This window comes from [Leptolyngbya] sp. PCC 7376 (assembly GCF_000316605.1).
Taxonomy (GTDB): Bacteria; Cyanobacteriota; Cyanobacteriia; order Cyanobacteriales; family MRBY01; genus MRBY01.
The window spans coordinates 1,477,629-1,492,201 of record NC_019683.1 but is presented as its reverse complement, the minus strand read 5'-3'; the positions used below and the strand labels follow the sequence as shown (position 1 = coordinate 1,492,201).

Here is a 14,573-nt window from a genome sequence, read left to right as displayed (position 1 = left end):
AATGGAAGCTCCAATCATCGGGCGATCGCTTCATATTTGATTTATGTCGAGAGGTTAATCAGAGAACATCGCGACATCAACACGTTCTGCTTTTTCCTTACCCTCTACCAAACGTTTGTAGTAGTCAAACAAAGTTTCAGAACCTGTTTCGGGTGTTGCATCAGCATCATATTCTTCCGCTTCAGCATCCCAGACCAACATTGATTCCGTCGCGTAGTAGTGACCAATTCGCGCCAGCTCTGCCTTCTCCGCTACAGGAGGAATGACTTTCCCGATAACGTCCATCACCTTTGAGATATTCATCAAAAGGTCAGCCGGAACACTCTTGAATTTAGGTTCACGATCCAAGAGTTTAAAGAGATATTCTCCTTGATTTTTTAGGGTGATAGCTGGGCCAGGGCCACCAATGGGCAAGATTTTATTCTGAAGAGAAACATCATCGAGACAGTCTGCAAGGTAGGCTCCCAAATCAGGATCACTGATGGGCTTACAAGCTGCTAGAGTGCCGTCACCAAACAGCAAAAAAGGCTTTCCTTTTTTCACGCGTTCTACCTGACCAGCCAAAGACTTGAAATAGGCCGTCGGGCGGACAATAGAGTAGGTCAAGCCAGATTCGGCTAACTCTTGTTCAAATTTGAGCTTGGCATGTTGGAAAACGAGTTTGGGTTTTTGCACACAGATTGCCGACAGCAGCACCATTTGTGTCACGCCAGATTCTTTCGCGAGGGCAAGAACATCTGCATGGGCCTGATAATCAACTGCCCAGGCATCTTTCGGTTCACCGGTACGTGAGGCCATACAGGAGTAGATCACATCAAAGGAACGATCGCCGAAAACATCTTTAGCAAGGAAATCTCGGTTTTTCACATCCCCGAAAATCACTTCAGTACCCTGCAATAGCTCTTGGGTTTTATCTTTGGTGAACTTACGGCCAATACCTGATTTTGGTCGAGCAATGCAAGTAACTTTGTGACCTCGGGATAATAGAGCGGCAACAGTTGCGCGACCAATGGTGCCTGTTCCACCTAACATCAGAATGGAGCGTGATCGCCCGGTGCCAGATGTCTGTTGCACAGTCTCCCCTACAGAACTATTCCCACGGCTTTCCAAATCAGTAACTCCCGACAGCTCAATACAGTTGTAATTAACAATCTCACAATTTTAATAGAAAACAAATTGCCTCCGACGACTTCCCAGGCGATCGCCCTGTATTCTTTCCGCACTAGACTTTTGACCTATGATTTCAGAAGACTGAATTATAAACAGTGAGCATGGCATCTCAACCCCGTAGCCAAACTATCTTCAGCGGTACTCCCTACCTCCAACTTGAATATCAGGGCAAACAGCTCACCCTCGATCTCCGCCAAGATCAACATATTCTCGGGCGTGATCCTCAGAAAGCCGATTTAATCGTGCCAGAAGATTGGCTCGTAGTCGGGCGATGTCAGGCCACTATCAAGAAACAAGGCTCCCAATACTTTATTTACGACGGTGATGGCATTACCCCCAGCACAAATCGTCTCTCCGTCAACAATGTCACTATTTCTCCAGACGGAGGCGATCGCCTCCAATGCGGTGTCGAATATCATATCGGCCAAAACCCTGAAAATTGGGTCACCCTTGAGTTTTGTTCGCCCCATGACCCCAGCTATGCCCAAACACCTCAGAAACGCTCTGTCCTCATTCAGAACAAAAAAATCACGATTGGCCGCGACGACAATGCCGATTTAATCCTAGATGCCCCCACCGTTTCCCGCACCCATGCCACCGTCACCCAGCTTTCTCCCAGCAAATTTGTCCTAGAAGATAAAAGCACCAACGGTGTTTTTGTGAATGGTCAAAAAGTTCAGAGCGCCACAACCCTCGACCCAAATTCCACCATTCGGATTGGCCCCTACACATTGGTTTTGCGAGGTAAGCAGATTTTCGTTGCGGATCAAGGCCAAAATATTCGCATCGATGCCAATCACGTCAAGCGCATCGTTAAAGGCAAGAATAATCGCTCTATCACGATTCTCAACAACATTTCATTGCCTATCGAACCGGGGCAATTTGTTGCATTGGTTGGTGGTAGCGGTGCAGGCAAATCAACCCTGATGCGCACCCTTTTAGGCATTGATCCGACCACAGAAGGCGTTGTTTTTCTGAATGGCGAAGACCTCCGCAAAAATTTCAATATCTATCGCACTCAAATTGGCTATGTCCCTCAACAGGATATTGTGCACCGCGATCTCCGAGTCAAAGATGTTCTCGTTTACGCGGCGAAACTTCGTCTTCCACCAGACATTGATATCAAAAAAGTAGTCGATGAGACCTTAGAGCAAATCGAGATGGATGATCGCCGCGATACTTTTGTGCGCAATCTCAGTGGCGGCCAGTTGAAACGGGTGAGTATCGGTGTAGAACTGTTGGCTGATCCGAAACTCTTTTTCCTTGATGAGCCAACCTCTGGACTGGATCCCGGCCTCGACAAAAAGATGATGCAACTTCTCCGTAAGCTTGCAAACCAAGGTCGAACTATTATTCTCGTGACCCATGCCACAAGCAATATCACCCAGTGTGATCGCATTGTCTTTTTAGGGCGTGGCGGTAACCTTTGCTATTTTGGCCCTCCCGACGAAGCAATGAATTTCTTTGATATTCAGTCGGGAGATTTCGCAGATATCTACATCAAACTCGAATCCATCCAGGCCGTCGAAACAGAATCTCACAACTTCCTTGCATCGCCTTATCATCAGCGTTACGTCAAAAATCGTCTTAGCGCGAGTAGCGTCAAAACCAAGAGCCAGCCTCCAGCCAAAGCAAAGCGATCATTTTTCCAGCAAATCAGTATTCTCAGTAGCCGCTACCTAAACCTCATCCTCGGTGACAAAGTGAATTTAGGATTAGCATTGCTCACTGCACCGATCGCGATTGTCCTGATTAACCTTGCCCTCAAAGATCAAGATCCTCTCATTCCAGATCCGGATATCAGTAACCTTGCCCCCTTGGCATTACGGGTACTATTCGTATTTACCTGTACAGCTTTGTGGGTCGGCTTCTCCAGCTCCCTTCAAGAAATAGTCAAAGAATCCGCCATCTATCTCCGTGAACGACTCGTAAACCTGGGACTTTTTGCTTACCTCGGCTCAAAAATCTTGGTGCTCGGGGGCTTGGCGATCGCCCAATCAGTATTGATGAGCATTGTGATCTTAGTCTGTTTTTCATCTCCCGAAAGCACACTTATCTCATGGCCATTGGGCGTGACAATAACCACTTTCCTCACTCTGTTCACCTGCAACAGTATGGGCCTAATGATGTCTGCGAGCGTCAAAAATAGCTCCCAAGCCAATAGCGCCCTCCCAATTTTGCTGTTGCCCCAAATCATCTTTTCAGGAGTACTCTTTAGTATGGAGGCTGGTTTAGGTAAAGTAGCGTCATGGCTAATGCTAAGCCGTTGGTCGGTGGGAGCATACGGTACTTTGGTCGATGTGAATCGTCTCTTACCTGTAATGGAGCCTTTACCCGATGGCACAATTCCAGATTTACCGTTTGATTGGGCAGAAGCTACCTACGATCCAACATGGGATAATCTTGGACTAAATTGGGGAATGCTTGCACTCCATAGTTTTATCTATTTGGCGATCACCTTCTGGCTCCAAAAGAAAAAAGATATTCTTTAAATCTCAATTAAATTAAACAATTTAAAATGACATCATTAAAAAAATTTGAGCATAAAATCTACTCACAAAATGGTGAAGATGGCATTATTGCTTTGCTTTTAGATTGTGTTGGTCGGGATAATAAATATTTCGTTGAATTTGGTGTGCAAGATGGGACAGAATGTAATACTCGTTATTTGAGAGAACATGCCAATTTCACAGGTTTAATGATGGATGGCGGCAATGAAAACCATGCCATCGGCCTCTACAAAGAAATGGTGACTGTTGAAAATATCAATCACTTATTTAACAAGTATAAAGTGCCTACAAAATTTGAGATTCTCTCCATTGATATTGATGGCAATGATCTCTGGGTGTGGCAAGCAATAGATGAAAAGTACCAGCCTAAAATTGTTGTGATGGAATACAATCCCCACCTTCCTCCTCCTATCAATGCAACAATTCCTTACTCTATTGAACATCGTTGGGATGGCACATGCTTCTATGGCGCATCTGTTGCAGCATTAAATCAATTAGCACAGGAAAAAAATTACACTTTAGTTTATTGTGACTCGAAGGGTGTAAATGCATTTTTTATCCATAATCAATATCTTAAGGATTTCACCAAATCTTTCACTTTACCAACACCAGAAACAGCTTTTATTCCCGCATATTGTTGTAATACAACTTATGGTGAAACTCATTATAAAGTTGGCAACTATCAAATGATTGGGCATGGTAGAGTTGACCAATCTCAGAGACAATTTGTCGAATATCCATCTGGTAAATCTATTGTGATTCCAGAAATTGACGTCAACTTCTCTAATTCATAGTTCTATATGGTTGAAATATTGATACTCAATACCCACTCAGTAGAGCAATCGATTCTGCATTGAGACGGTTCATACTAATTTTGCTCGCAAGGGCGATCGCCTCTTTAATGCTGGTGGAATTTGCAATACCCTGTCCAGCAATATCAAAGGCCGTGCCATGATCGGGAGAAGTGCGAATAAATGGTAAACCTACCGTGGTATTAATCGCATAATCGAATGCCATTAACTTCACAGGAATTAAGCCTTGGTCATGATAAAGCGCTAGATAGGCATCTGCAGCAGGCACAAATTTTGGTTTGCCATACCAAGCTTTGCCAGCTTTAATCCACATCGTGTCGGGCGGATATAGGCCACTCAATTGAGCATTGGGATATTTCGTTTGGGCTTGTTTGAGCCAGTCATTTAGCCAAGTCGTTTCTTCAGTGCCAAGTCTGCCGTTTTCACCGCTATGGGGATTTAAACCGGCGATCGCCACATGGGGATGCTCCAGACCAAAATCATTTTTTAAAGACTCTAAAAGTAGATCTAATTTGAGATCCATTAATTCAGGTGTCAAAGTTTTCGGTACATCGGCGAGGGGAATATGGGTCGTCGCTAGCAAGCTCCGCAACGTCCAACCTGTATACGGCGATCGCCCGATAAAAGCCATACCATAACGATCGGTATTTGTTTTTTGGGCAAGCACTTCCGTTTGACCCGGATAAAAATGCTCTGCTTCATGCCAGTGAATTTTGGCAATGGGTGCTGTCACAATGCCTGAAAATTTGCCTTCTAATGTCGCGTAAATCGCTGCATTTAAATATTTAAAGCTCAAATCCCCTGTTAAAGGCGACCCCTGACCCCATTCGATAGCCTCATCTGGATCACCAACTGGATCAAAAATATCGAGCGTTGCGGGATCAGCTAAAGGCTCTGTCGTTTTTAGCCGTAACTGCTCATAAGCCTGTTCCAGAAGTCGACGATTTCCAATAATTGTGAGCGAGCAAAGCTGTTGAATCTCTGTATCCGCTAAGGCTTTTAATAAAACTTCTGAACCAATACCTGCCGGATCACCGAGGGTTAACGCGAGATTGGGTTGCATAAAAGATTGCAAAAATTATTTTGAGGCCATCATTGTCACACAAAAAAAGTAGAGGCGATCGCCCCTACCCTTTATCTCACGATTCTAATTGCGTAAAACTTATTCAGACTTAGGCTCAAATTTTAGAGAAACAGAGTTAATGCAATAACGTTGTCCAGTGGGTGGGGGACCATCATTAAACACATGACCAAGGTGAGCATCACACTTAGAACAAAGGACTTCGGTACGCTTCATAAAAAAGCTAAAATCCGATTTCTCCGTGACATTAGTCTCATTCACTGGCTGCCAATAGCTAGGCCAACCTGTACCAGAGTTGAATTTAGTATCAGAAGTAAACAAAGGTGTGCCACAACATACACAGTTGTAGGTTCCTTCGCCTTTAAAATCGTGGTACTCCCCACTAAAAGCCCTTTCAGTACCATGTTTACGGGCTACTTTGTAAGCTTCGGGGGATAACTGTTCTTGCCATTCGGCATCGGTTTTAACAACTTTGTCTGTCATGGTGACAATGAAAATCTTAAATTTGTGGATTGCTATTTATCCTAACAAGATCTTTTTGACACCGACATGGGCGATCGCCGTAATCATCCACACAGCCAAAAGATGGATAGCTAAACAGAATTTCCAAAGATTGCCTGGGACAAAATGCGAATAATTATGAGTGATTTGATCCTCAGGAGATTTCATCACTGATTACAAATGCTGGCTAAAACAGAGACAAAAAATTCTTCTCTACAAAGATCCCAATCGTTGAGCGTTACAGAGAAGAATTTTTAATGTGACAGAGTAGATCGACAACAATCTACATCGATTCAAATTGATTAAATAGAACCTGTACCTAGAGCAGCCATCACAATAAGGATGAGAACTCTAGCAACTTCAATTGCCCCTGCAACGGTGAATACAGCACCTGCTTTACGAACAAGTGTAGGAGGCAACTTACCATCCCAAGGCAACATACTACTGCCACTACCGCCATACCATTGAGTCTCATTACCAGGGCCAGTGTAACGCTGAATACTTTGAAACTTAGGCAAAGCAGGGGTATTTTGATTGCTAGAAAATAGTTTGCCGGAACGCAATGCAGGGATTTTATCGTCACCGAATACGTCCATGTATTCGTTAGTAGACGTAAATTTATTGGCAAAGCTGATTAAACCCTCCGATGCCAACAAAGAACTCCACTTGAGTTTTTCTGCTTGGATAGGAGAACGTCCCAATACACGCTCAAAACAGATCGTGACAAAATGATAGTTACTGTTCGTCATGAGGATGTAGTCTTGATACATCTCAGAGCAGATCAATGAACAAACTGTTTGACGGGTACTAGTTTCTCCCGCAAGAAATTTAGAATCGATCTCTGCATTACGGAAAAATTCGAGATTTCGATTTTCTTTAAAAAGCTGCTTATAGATTGAATTAAGAGCTTGTTTGCGATCGCCGTTGTCTGGTGCTTTGGAATAAAGCAGATTTGGATCCGCAGTAGTTTCCAATAAATTCAGATTATTCGCAAGTGTTTGCATTGTGATGATTTTTTAAATTAAAGTATTTTTAAGTATTTCTTCCTAGGGGCCGAAGATTGCCCGGATTATATCTAGTCGAGAAAAGCAATCAAGCAAAAAAACTAGTGAAAGCAATAAAAAGTAAGCTTATTTTGTCGAAATATGACTTTTTATTACTCTTAGTAACTCACATTAAAAAAAAAGACTTTTTGGGCGCTGTAATCTGAATTCAAGCTCAACAAAAATTCATATCTTGAATACCTAAAATTTCAATTTTATTCCACTATTCTGTGACATATTTATCAACGTTGTTCTATGCAAAGTCTATATAAATCAAATATTCAGTGAGAAAAATAAAATTAGAAAGTAATTCACCAGACTAATTCATCTCTTCATTTTTATCTCCATAAGTCATCGAGATAATCCATCTGTACTAAAGAGCAGAGTTAACAAAATTCATGCTCTTAAGCAGATATTTTTATAGTGCATATTAGGAATCTCAAATTATCCATATCCCCAAAAGGTCAGGAAAACATAGGGTATACTCAACAAGCCTTTTGAGAACTTTCTAGGAGAAAAAATCAGCATGCGCTGTGCCATCATTAGTCGCGCCGGACAAACCTTAGCACGCGGAAAATTGGTCCTCACGACCATTGAACAAGAGCAGCTACGCTTGGATTTAGTCACAGATCGCGGCCGTTATCTAGAAGGTGGCTTAGTTAGCAATGATGGCGATATGACAGAAGCTAGCCTAGAACTTTCTCGTAAATTTTTTGATGTTTGGGGCATGAGCAATCTGCAATTGCATGTCACTCTACGGTAAAACTCTTTCGTTTAACCCACTCTGAAAAAACCTACTTTAGTGATGTTGTCGCTGACCGAGTTAAATCACCAATGTGTTTTTGAGTAAGTTCCAGTTCGGCGGGGATTTGTTGAAGCCAGAGTAAATATTCAATATTACCAGCAGGACCAGTAATCGGCGACCAAGTTAAACCATGGGCTTGCCAGCCAAGTTTTTCTGCAACGGCTAACACATCAAAAATTGCTTGGGCCTGAGCATCAGGATCACGCACAACACCTTTTTTACCCACTTGCTCCCGACCCACTTCAAATTGCGGTTTTACGAGTAAGAGTACTTCCCTCGGTTCAGCCAATAATGTCCACAGTGTTGGTAGAACTTTTCTCAAGGAAATAAAGGATAAATCCATCACACCAAGAGTTGGGCGATCACCTTCCGACACATTTTCATATAAATCTTCTGGGGTTAAATGCCGAAAATTGGTGCGTTCCCTCAGGACAAGGCGTGGATCTTGACGAATCTTCCAAGCGACCTGACCATATCCCACATCAATGCCATAAACCTGCTTTGCGCCAGCCTGAAATAAACAATCAGTAAAGCCACCTGTCGAAATACCACCATCAAGGCAAATGCGATCTTCCACTGAAATCTGAAACTGGGCGATCGCCTTCACAAGTTTTTCACCACCCCGAGAAACAAACGGAGGTCGAGCTTTAACTTCTATCTCTGCATCTATAGGCACCTGTGTGCCAGGCTTATCCACAATTCTTTGGCGAACTTTTACTTCCCCAGCTCGAATTAACCGTTGTGCTAACTGTCGCGACTCACAGAGTTCAAGTTCAACGAGGAGCGTATCTAGTCTTTGCTTCTTAGCCAAAATGAAAAGTGCTGAGGGGGTAATTACCCTAGTTTACTGCCTGTAACTGTCGCTTCATGGGGGCGAGTGATCCAGGTGCAACTTTAATATGGCCAGAATGAATGCGACGAGATACGAATGCAAGGGTCGCAACTTCTATTCCCAAAAGGTCACGACACCAAAGTGCTTTGCTGAGTTTTTTAACTAACTCGGAAGAAATAAAACCGGAAGAAACTGCCTCTTGGCAAATGTCGAGTACGTCCATGAACTTAGCTGAGCAACTGTGTCATTTAGTCTATAATGCTGGCCAAATATTCTATGTGACCCGATAAAGCACTCATCGTGAACTTTATCTCTATGACAAAGTGACAAAAGAAAGGTGATTAGCCAAGGCAGATCGAGCTGCTTTGTGATCTAAGTCACTCGCTTTGGTAAAGCTGAAGTCTGTACAATGTTCTGGTGATTTTTTACAGAAGGAACGGCTAGGGCGACTATGGCGATCGCAATTGATTTTGGGACAAGTAACACCCTCGTAACCCGTTGGAATGTGGCTAAAAATGAGCCTGAGGTTTTAGCTCTTGATCGCCTATCTCAACAGCTTGTCAATAATCCACCCCTCATCCCAAGTCAACTTTATGTTGCCGATGCCTCAAAGCCAGACATTATTCTTGGTCAAGCAGTGGGCGATCGCGGCCTAGATGGAGCAAAAGATCAACGACTCTATCGCAACTTTAAGCGCGGTATTGGCACATCAATGCAAGGCTTTTTACCAGAACTGGATGGCCAAAAGGTGACCTTTGAAAAGCTTGGAAACTGGTTTTTAAGCGAAATTTTTCAACAGTTACAACAACAAGAAAACATTGATAGTTTGGTAATGACAGTCCCTGTGGATAGTTTTGAGTCCTATCGCAGTTGGCTCACGGATGTCTGTGCAGACTTACCCAATATCGATAAAATTCAGCTTTTAGATGAGCCTACCGCTGCTGCTCTGGGTTATGGTGCTTTAGAACAAGAATTAAAGCAGGTTTTAGTTGTTGATTTTGGCGGAGGCACAGTCGATTTTTCATTAGTGGAACTGAATTTAACGCAAGGTCAGAGTAAACCGACAGGCTTCATTCTGCGTTGGGCACAAAAATCCTATGCCGACAGCACTGCCCAAAAAGCAAAAACGGCAAAAGTGATTGCTAAAGCAGGCAAAAATCTTGGTGGTTCCGATCTAGATAATTGGCTTTTCGATTATTTTCAGCAGCAGCAAAACCTACCGAAGGATGCGTTGAGTCTGCGGCTTATTGAACGCTTAAAAATTAAGCTCTCAGAAAAAAATCAAGCTACCGAAGTTTATTACAATGCCGAGACATTTGAGAGTATTGAGCTCAGTCTTGACCGCCCAGGGTTTGAAACTATTTTGCAAGAGCAGGGTTTCCTCGGTCAGCTTGATGAATTGATGTCCCAAGTGTTGCAACAGGCACGGCGCAATGGGGTCAATAAAGATGATATTGAGGCAGTGCTTTTAGTGGGTGGTACTAGCCAAATCCCAACAGTGCAGACTTGGCTCAAATCCTATTTCCCTGAAGAAAAAATCAAGAATGATAATCCTTTCGGGGCGATCGCCGCTGGTGCCTTGCAGTTAGCACAGGGATTTGAGCTGAAAGATTTTCTCTATCACAGCTATGGTATTCGCTATTGGAACCGCCGTAATAAATGCCATGATTGGCATCCGATTATTCCCCAAGGGCAACCCTACCCCATGTCGCAACCGATTGAACTCACCCTCGGTGCGTCGATCGAACAACAGCCCAACATCGAACTGATCATCGGAGAGTTAGGCGAAAAGAGCACAGGTACAGAAATCTATTTTGATGGCGATCGCCTCGTCACCAAAAATTTAGGGCAAGGACAAGCCAACGTTAAACCCCTCAATGATCGCGATGGCGCACGCACAGTAGCAAAGCTTGATCCGGTGGGTTATCCCGGCAGCGATCGCATTAAACTACAATTTCTCGTCGATGGCGATCGCTGTTTGCGCGTCACTGTTGAAGATTTACTACGTAATCTGACCCTCCTTGAAAATCAAAAGGTCGCGGAAATCAGTTAAGTACGAAAGCCTTGCCACAACTTCCTTCATAATGAAAAGCAAGAACAAGGGAGGAAAAAGTCTCATGCGCATTCTGTTAGTCGATGACGAAAAAGAACTACGGGAAGCCTTGAGCCAGATTTTAGTGCGGGAAGGCTACGCTATTGAAACAGCAGATAACGGTCAAGCAGGTCTACAACTCGCCCAAAGCCAAGATTACGATTTACTGATTTTGGACTGGATGCTACCCGAATATTCAGGCATCACCATTTGCAAACAAATACGTATCGCTGGTAAAGCCACACCTGTTCTAATTTTGACCGCCAAAGATACGATTGATGATCGTGTACAAGGTCTAGATGCAGGAGCCGATGATTATCTTGTTAAACCCTTTGAGCTGCGGGAATTATTAGCGAGGGTGCGGGCATTATTGCGGCGATCGCCAATTATCGAACCACCAGAACGTCTGAAAATTGCTGACTTAGACCTCGACAAAGAAAATCAAGTTGCCTACCGCAATGGCAAAATGATTCGTTTATCTGACCGCGAACTACAGCTGCTCACATATTTTATGGAAAATGCCGAGCAACTCCTCACCCACGAACAAATTTATCAGCATCTCTGGCAGGATGAAACGCCGCCCAGTAGTAATGTCCTAGCCGCTCTGATTCGTTTACTCCGCCGCAAAGTTGAAACAAAAGGCGATCGCCCCCTAATCCATACCATCTACGGCAAAGGTTATTATTTTGGCTTACAGGATACCTAAATCCTTAAGTTCAAAATAATAACTCTCATGAGAATTTCTCAGACTTTTACTCAGAACCACCATCCGCAGCAGGTGCTTTTTTCTGAGTAACTGGTGGTGCCGGGATATCAACTGCCGGAGCAGGTGCTGGTGCGGGTGCGGGTGCTGGTGCGGGTGCCGGTGTTGGCGCGGGAGCCGGAGCCGGGGTCGGAGCAGGTGCTGGAGTAGGTGCCGGAGCGGGTGCAGGTGCAGGTGTTGGTGTTGGTGTTGGTGTTGGTGTTGGCTCTTCTACAGGCACAAATGGTGGTAATGGATCTGGAGTAGGTGCTGGCGTAGACTGTTCAGGTGATGGAGACGGAGTTGGAGTTGGAGTTGGAGTTGGTTCTTCTATCGGTACAAATGGCGGTAATGGATCTGAATTATTAGTTGGTTCAGGCGATCGCCCACGAGAGGGTTGTGTCGGCGTTGGGTTGCCACTATTGCGACCCGTTGTGCGACGATTTTCTGTACTTCGACGCTCATCAGATGGCGAATTGGAATTATTATTGCCAGAATTCGTTCCAGATTGGCGATTAACCTTTTTCTGTTGATCTTGTGTTTTCTTCTTCGTCTCATTACGAGACAGCTCTTTCTTATCACTTTGACTGAGGGGCTGTGCTTCAATCGAGCCAACACGGTTTCTGAGATTAGGTAGCGGTGGGAAATCTTCAACCGCAATCGATCCAGTGATCTGGGACATTAAATTCCCCCACATTCGTGCAGCTGTACTACTAGCTCCCCAAGTCGGTTTATTATCATCATTACCCAGCCAAACACCGGTCACCATCTGGGGAATATAGCCGATAAACCAGAGATCACGCGCTTTATCTGACGTTCCTGTTTTTCCGGCTACTGGACGACCAATACTTGCTTGACGACCTGTACCACTCGATACCACTTTTGTGAGCATCGAAGTCATAATTGCCGCACTATTTTCATCAAGAGCAGTGCGAGGATTACTTTCTGCTTCGTAAATAACCTTACCGTCGCGATCAAGAATACGACTAATGCCATAGTTAGGCTGATGAACACCTTTATTCGCCAGAGTACCGTAAGCAGAAGTGATTTCTAGCAGATTAACTTCCCATGATCCAAGAGCAAGGGAATAGGTAGGTTGCATTTCAGAGCTAATGCCCATTTGCTGAGCCAGATTAATAATTGGATCCCAACCGACATCCAACATGACACTGAGAGCAATCGTATTAATCGATTGGGTCAATGCCTCTGTCAGAGTGAGGGATGCATTACTAAACGAACCTGAATAGTTCTTCGGTTTGTAATTGCCAACCTTAAATTCTTTATCAACATAAGTTGCATTCGGAGACATACCAGAGGCGATCGCCGCCGTATAGACAAATGTCTTAAATGTAGAGCCCGGTTGACGTTGTGCCTGGGTAACGCGGTTGTACTGATTATTTTCAAAATCTAGACCGCCAACCATCGTCTTAATCTGACCATTTCGAGGGTCAACACTAACAATTGCTGCCTGCTTAAAGTTTTGATAGCGACCGTATTTTTCGATGCCTTCTTCTAAAACTTCCTCTGCCCATTCCTGCCATTGGGGGTTAATTGTCGTCTCCACCACAACACCACCTTTAGCAAGTTGCTCCGGGGTGAGATACCGCTCTAATTCCGCCTGAATATAGTCACTGAAGTACGGATATTTCCGCAATAATCGTTTCGGTGTTTGGCGATTTGTTTCGAGAGGAGTGGCGATCGCCTGGTCTAGAGCAGCTTGGGAAATAAACCCATCTTCCCGCATTCGATATAAAACCTGATTACGTCGAGTAATAGCCTTCTGGCGATTTACAAATGGCGAATAGACACTTGGAGCAGGCGCTAAACCTGCAATCATTGCCGTTTCTGGCAATGTCAGTTCATCAAGAGTTTTTCCAAAATAAACCCAAGCCGCATCACCAATACCATAAGCACCTGAACCAAGGTAGACCAAATTCAAATAGCTTTCGAGGATTTGTTCTTTCGTAAACTGTTCCTCTAACTTTGTTGCCAGTCGCATCTCTCTGAGCTTACGAATCGCGGTCATCTCTTGATTAAGAAAGACAATCCGAGCAACTTGCTGGGTAATGCTACTACCACCTTCAACAATTTCACCAGCCTGAAAATTCACATAAGCAGCCCGTGCAACCCCCTGCATATCCACACCAAAGTGGTCATAGTAGCGACGATCTTCACTAGAAATAAATGCCTGGGAAACAACTTCGGGAACCTGCCAAATCTTGACCCTTTCGTGGGTAACAGGACCAACTTCTTCGATCACTGTACCGTCAGCTGCTTCCACCACCAACGTACCGGGGCGGGTATAGATCAATACTTCACTAACATTATCTGGAACAAGAGCCTCTAGCTCTTGCCAACCACGATATAAAAAATAGCCACTAGAACCAGCACCTGTAACAATTCCTGCCAGTACCCATAGAAGCCAACGAGACTTTTTCTTTCCTTGGGTCTTGTCCGGTTCAGGAGACGAGCCAGACGATTCCTGATCCATCAATGCAGATAACTTAGGATCGAGTGTTTGATTGGTCGTGTTCGATTCGTTCCAAGGCTGAATACCATCTGCATCTGGAGCTTCTTGATCCGCGACCTGTGGCTTACCTTTCGACTTTTTTGAGAAATTAAACACACCAAACTCCTGTGATTACTGCCCGATCATCAGGGCTAACCTGCGGTTATTAGCTACTAACATTCATGATAGAAAAATAGTAAACTGCAAAGTCTTCAGAAAATTTTAGCCTATAGCTCTACATTTCTTAAGAAAAACAGACTTCTCCAAGACTAAAACTGTTGGATACCAACCTTAAATATAAGATTTGCTTAAATAAATAAGCGGGTAACGCGATTCGAACGCGCGACATTCACCTTGGCAAGGTGACGCTCTACCGCTGAGCTATACCCGCATGTGTGCTGAGCACGTATAACAATATGCCAAATAAAAAAGAAAATGTCAAGGTTGATCGCCAACTTTTTTATTTTTGCTACAAG

General features: G+C 44.1%; 13 protein-coding genes and 1 tRNA gene. 5 read left to right on the top strand and 9 right to left on the bottom strand.

Annotated features, from left to right (window positions below; genetic code table 11):
• Positions 1-54: 54 nt before the first annotated feature.
• The gene (locus tag LEPTO7376_RS06670) at positions 55-1,074 is read right to left on the bottom strand and encodes an NAD(P)H-binding protein (RefSeq protein WP_264308989.1); all 1,020 of its coding nucleotides are present in this window, start codon (positions 1,072-1,074) and stop codon (positions 55-57) included.
• A 197-nt stretch (positions 1,075-1,271) separates the two neighbouring features.
• Between LEPTO7376_RS06670 and LEPTO7376_RS06665 the strand changes: the two genes are divergently transcribed.
• On the top strand, positions 1,272-3,662 hold the full coding sequence (locus LEPTO7376_RS06665) for an ATP-binding cassette domain-containing protein (RefSeq protein WP_015133447.1): 2,391 nt from the start codon (positions 1,272-1,274) through the stop codon (positions 3,660-3,662).
• A 26-nt stretch (positions 3,663-3,688) separates the two neighbouring features.
• Positions 3,689-4,474, top strand: a complete 786-nt coding sequence (locus tag LEPTO7376_RS06660; protein WP_015133446.1) for a hypothetical protein — start codon at positions 3,689-3,691, stop codon at positions 4,472-4,474.
• 25 nt (positions 4,475-4,499) lie between these two features.
• On the opposite strand, the gene pdxA is transcribed toward LEPTO7376_RS06660, so the two are convergent.
• From pdxA to LEPTO7376_RS06645, 4 genes are all read right to left on the bottom strand, one after another.
• Positions 4,500-5,555, bottom strand: a complete 1,056-nt coding sequence (gene pdxA / locus LEPTO7376_RS06655) for a 4-hydroxythreonine-4-phosphate dehydrogenase PdxA (RefSeq protein ID WP_015133445.1) — start codon at positions 5,553-5,555, stop codon at positions 4,500-4,502.
• 99 nt (positions 5,556-5,654) lie between these two features.
• The gene (gene msrB, locus LEPTO7376_RS06650) at positions 5,655-6,056 is read right to left on the bottom strand and encodes a peptide-methionine (R)-S-oxide reductase MsrB (protein ID WP_015133444.1); all 402 of its coding nucleotides are present in this window, start codon (positions 6,054-6,056) and stop codon (positions 5,655-5,657) included.
• Positions 6,057-6,092: 36 nt separating this feature from the next.
• A complete protein-coding gene (locus tag LEPTO7376_RS26250) occupies positions 6,093-6,242 on the bottom strand; it encodes a hypothetical protein (RefSeq protein WP_160148398.1) in 150 nt (49 codons plus the stop codon).
• 134 nt (positions 6,243-6,376) lie between these two features.
• Positions 6,377-7,078 (bottom strand): phycobilisome rod-core linker polypeptide, encoded by a 702-nt coding sequence (locus tag LEPTO7376_RS06645; RefSeq protein ID WP_015133443.1) that lies wholly within the window; start codon positions 7,076-7,078, stop codon positions 6,377-6,379.
• A gap of 565 nt (positions 7,079-7,643) precedes the next feature.
• Here LEPTO7376_RS06645 and LEPTO7376_RS06640 point away from each other — a divergent pair.
• Positions 7,644-7,880, top strand: a complete 237-nt coding sequence (locus LEPTO7376_RS06640) for a hypothetical protein (RefSeq protein ID WP_015133442.1) — start codon at positions 7,644-7,646, stop codon at positions 7,878-7,880.
• A 31-nt stretch (positions 7,881-7,911) separates the two neighbouring features.
• On the opposite strand, the gene LEPTO7376_RS06635 is transcribed toward LEPTO7376_RS06640, so the two are convergent.
• On the bottom strand, positions 7,912-8,733 hold the full coding sequence (locus LEPTO7376_RS06635; protein WP_015133441.1) for a TlyA family RNA methyltransferase: 822 nt from the start codon (positions 8,731-8,733) through the stop codon (positions 7,912-7,914).
• A gap of 28 nt (positions 8,734-8,761) precedes the next feature.
• Positions 8,762-8,977, bottom strand: a complete 216-nt coding sequence (locus LEPTO7376_RS06630) for a hypothetical protein (RefSeq protein WP_015133440.1) — start codon at positions 8,975-8,977, stop codon at positions 8,762-8,764.
• Positions 8,978-9,205: 228 nt separating this feature from the next.
• Between LEPTO7376_RS06630 and LEPTO7376_RS06625 the strand changes: the two genes are divergently transcribed.
• Both LEPTO7376_RS06625 and rppA read left to right on the top strand, forming a co-directional pair.
• Positions 9,206-10,807 (top strand): Hsp70 family protein, encoded by a 1,602-nt coding sequence (locus LEPTO7376_RS06625; protein WP_015133439.1) that lies wholly within the window; start codon positions 9,206-9,208, stop codon positions 10,805-10,807.
• A 64-nt stretch (positions 10,808-10,871) separates the two neighbouring features.
• Positions 10,872-11,552: a two-component system response regulator RppA gene (rppA, locus tag LEPTO7376_RS06620; RefSeq protein WP_015133438.1), complete on the top strand. Its 681-nt coding sequence runs from the start codon at positions 10,872-10,874 to the stop codon at positions 11,550-11,552.
• 46 nt (positions 11,553-11,598) lie between these two features.
• Here the strand turns inward: rppA and LEPTO7376_RS06615 are convergent, their stop codons facing one another.
• Both LEPTO7376_RS06615 and LEPTO7376_RS06610 read right to left on the bottom strand, forming a co-directional pair.
• Entirely contained in the window at positions 11,599-14,214 is a 2,616-nt protein-coding gene (locus tag LEPTO7376_RS06615; protein ID WP_015133437.1) for a transglycosylase domain-containing protein, read from the bottom strand.
• A gap of 202 nt (positions 14,215-14,416) precedes the next feature.
• Positions 14,417-14,488, bottom strand: a tRNA-Gly gene (locus LEPTO7376_RS06610).
• Between the last annotated feature and the right edge of the window lie 85 nt (positions 14,489-14,573).

Coding starts and splice junctions, on each gene's coding strand:
- LEPTO7376_RS06665 (WP_015133447.1), top strand. CDS start 1,272: ATGGCATCTCAACCCCGTAGCCAAACTATCTTCAGCGGTACTCCCTAC.
- LEPTO7376_RS06660 (WP_015133446.1), top strand. CDS start 3,689: ATGACATCATTAAAAAAATTTGAGCATAAAATCTACTCACAAAATGGT.
- pdxA (WP_015133445.1), bottom strand. CDS start 5,555: ATGCAACCCAATCTCGCGTTAACCCTCGGTGATCCGGCAGGTATTGGT.
- msrB (WP_015133444.1), bottom strand. CDS start 6,056: ATGACAGACAAAGTTGTTAAAACCGATGCCGAATGGCAAGAACAGTTA.
- LEPTO7376_RS26250 (WP_160148398.1), bottom strand. CDS start 6,242: ATGAAATCTCCTGAGGATCAAATCACTCATAATTATTCGCATTTTGTC.
- LEPTO7376_RS06645 (WP_015133443.1), bottom strand. CDS start 7,078: ATGCAAACACTTGCGAATAATCTGAATTTATTGGAAACTACTGCGGAT.
- LEPTO7376_RS06640 (WP_015133442.1), top strand. CDS start 7,644: ATGCGCTGTGCCATCATTAGTCGCGCCGGACAAACCTTAGCACGCGGA.
- LEPTO7376_RS06630 (WP_015133440.1), bottom strand. CDS start 8,977: ATGGACGTACTCGACATTTGCCAAGAGGCAGTTTCTTCCGGTTTTATT.
- LEPTO7376_RS06625 (WP_015133439.1), top strand. CDS start 9,206: ATGGCGATCGCAATTGATTTTGGGACAAGTAACACCCTCGTAACCCGT.
- rppA (WP_015133438.1), top strand. CDS start 10,872: ATGCGCATTCTGTTAGTCGATGACGAAAAAGAACTACGGGAAGCCTTG.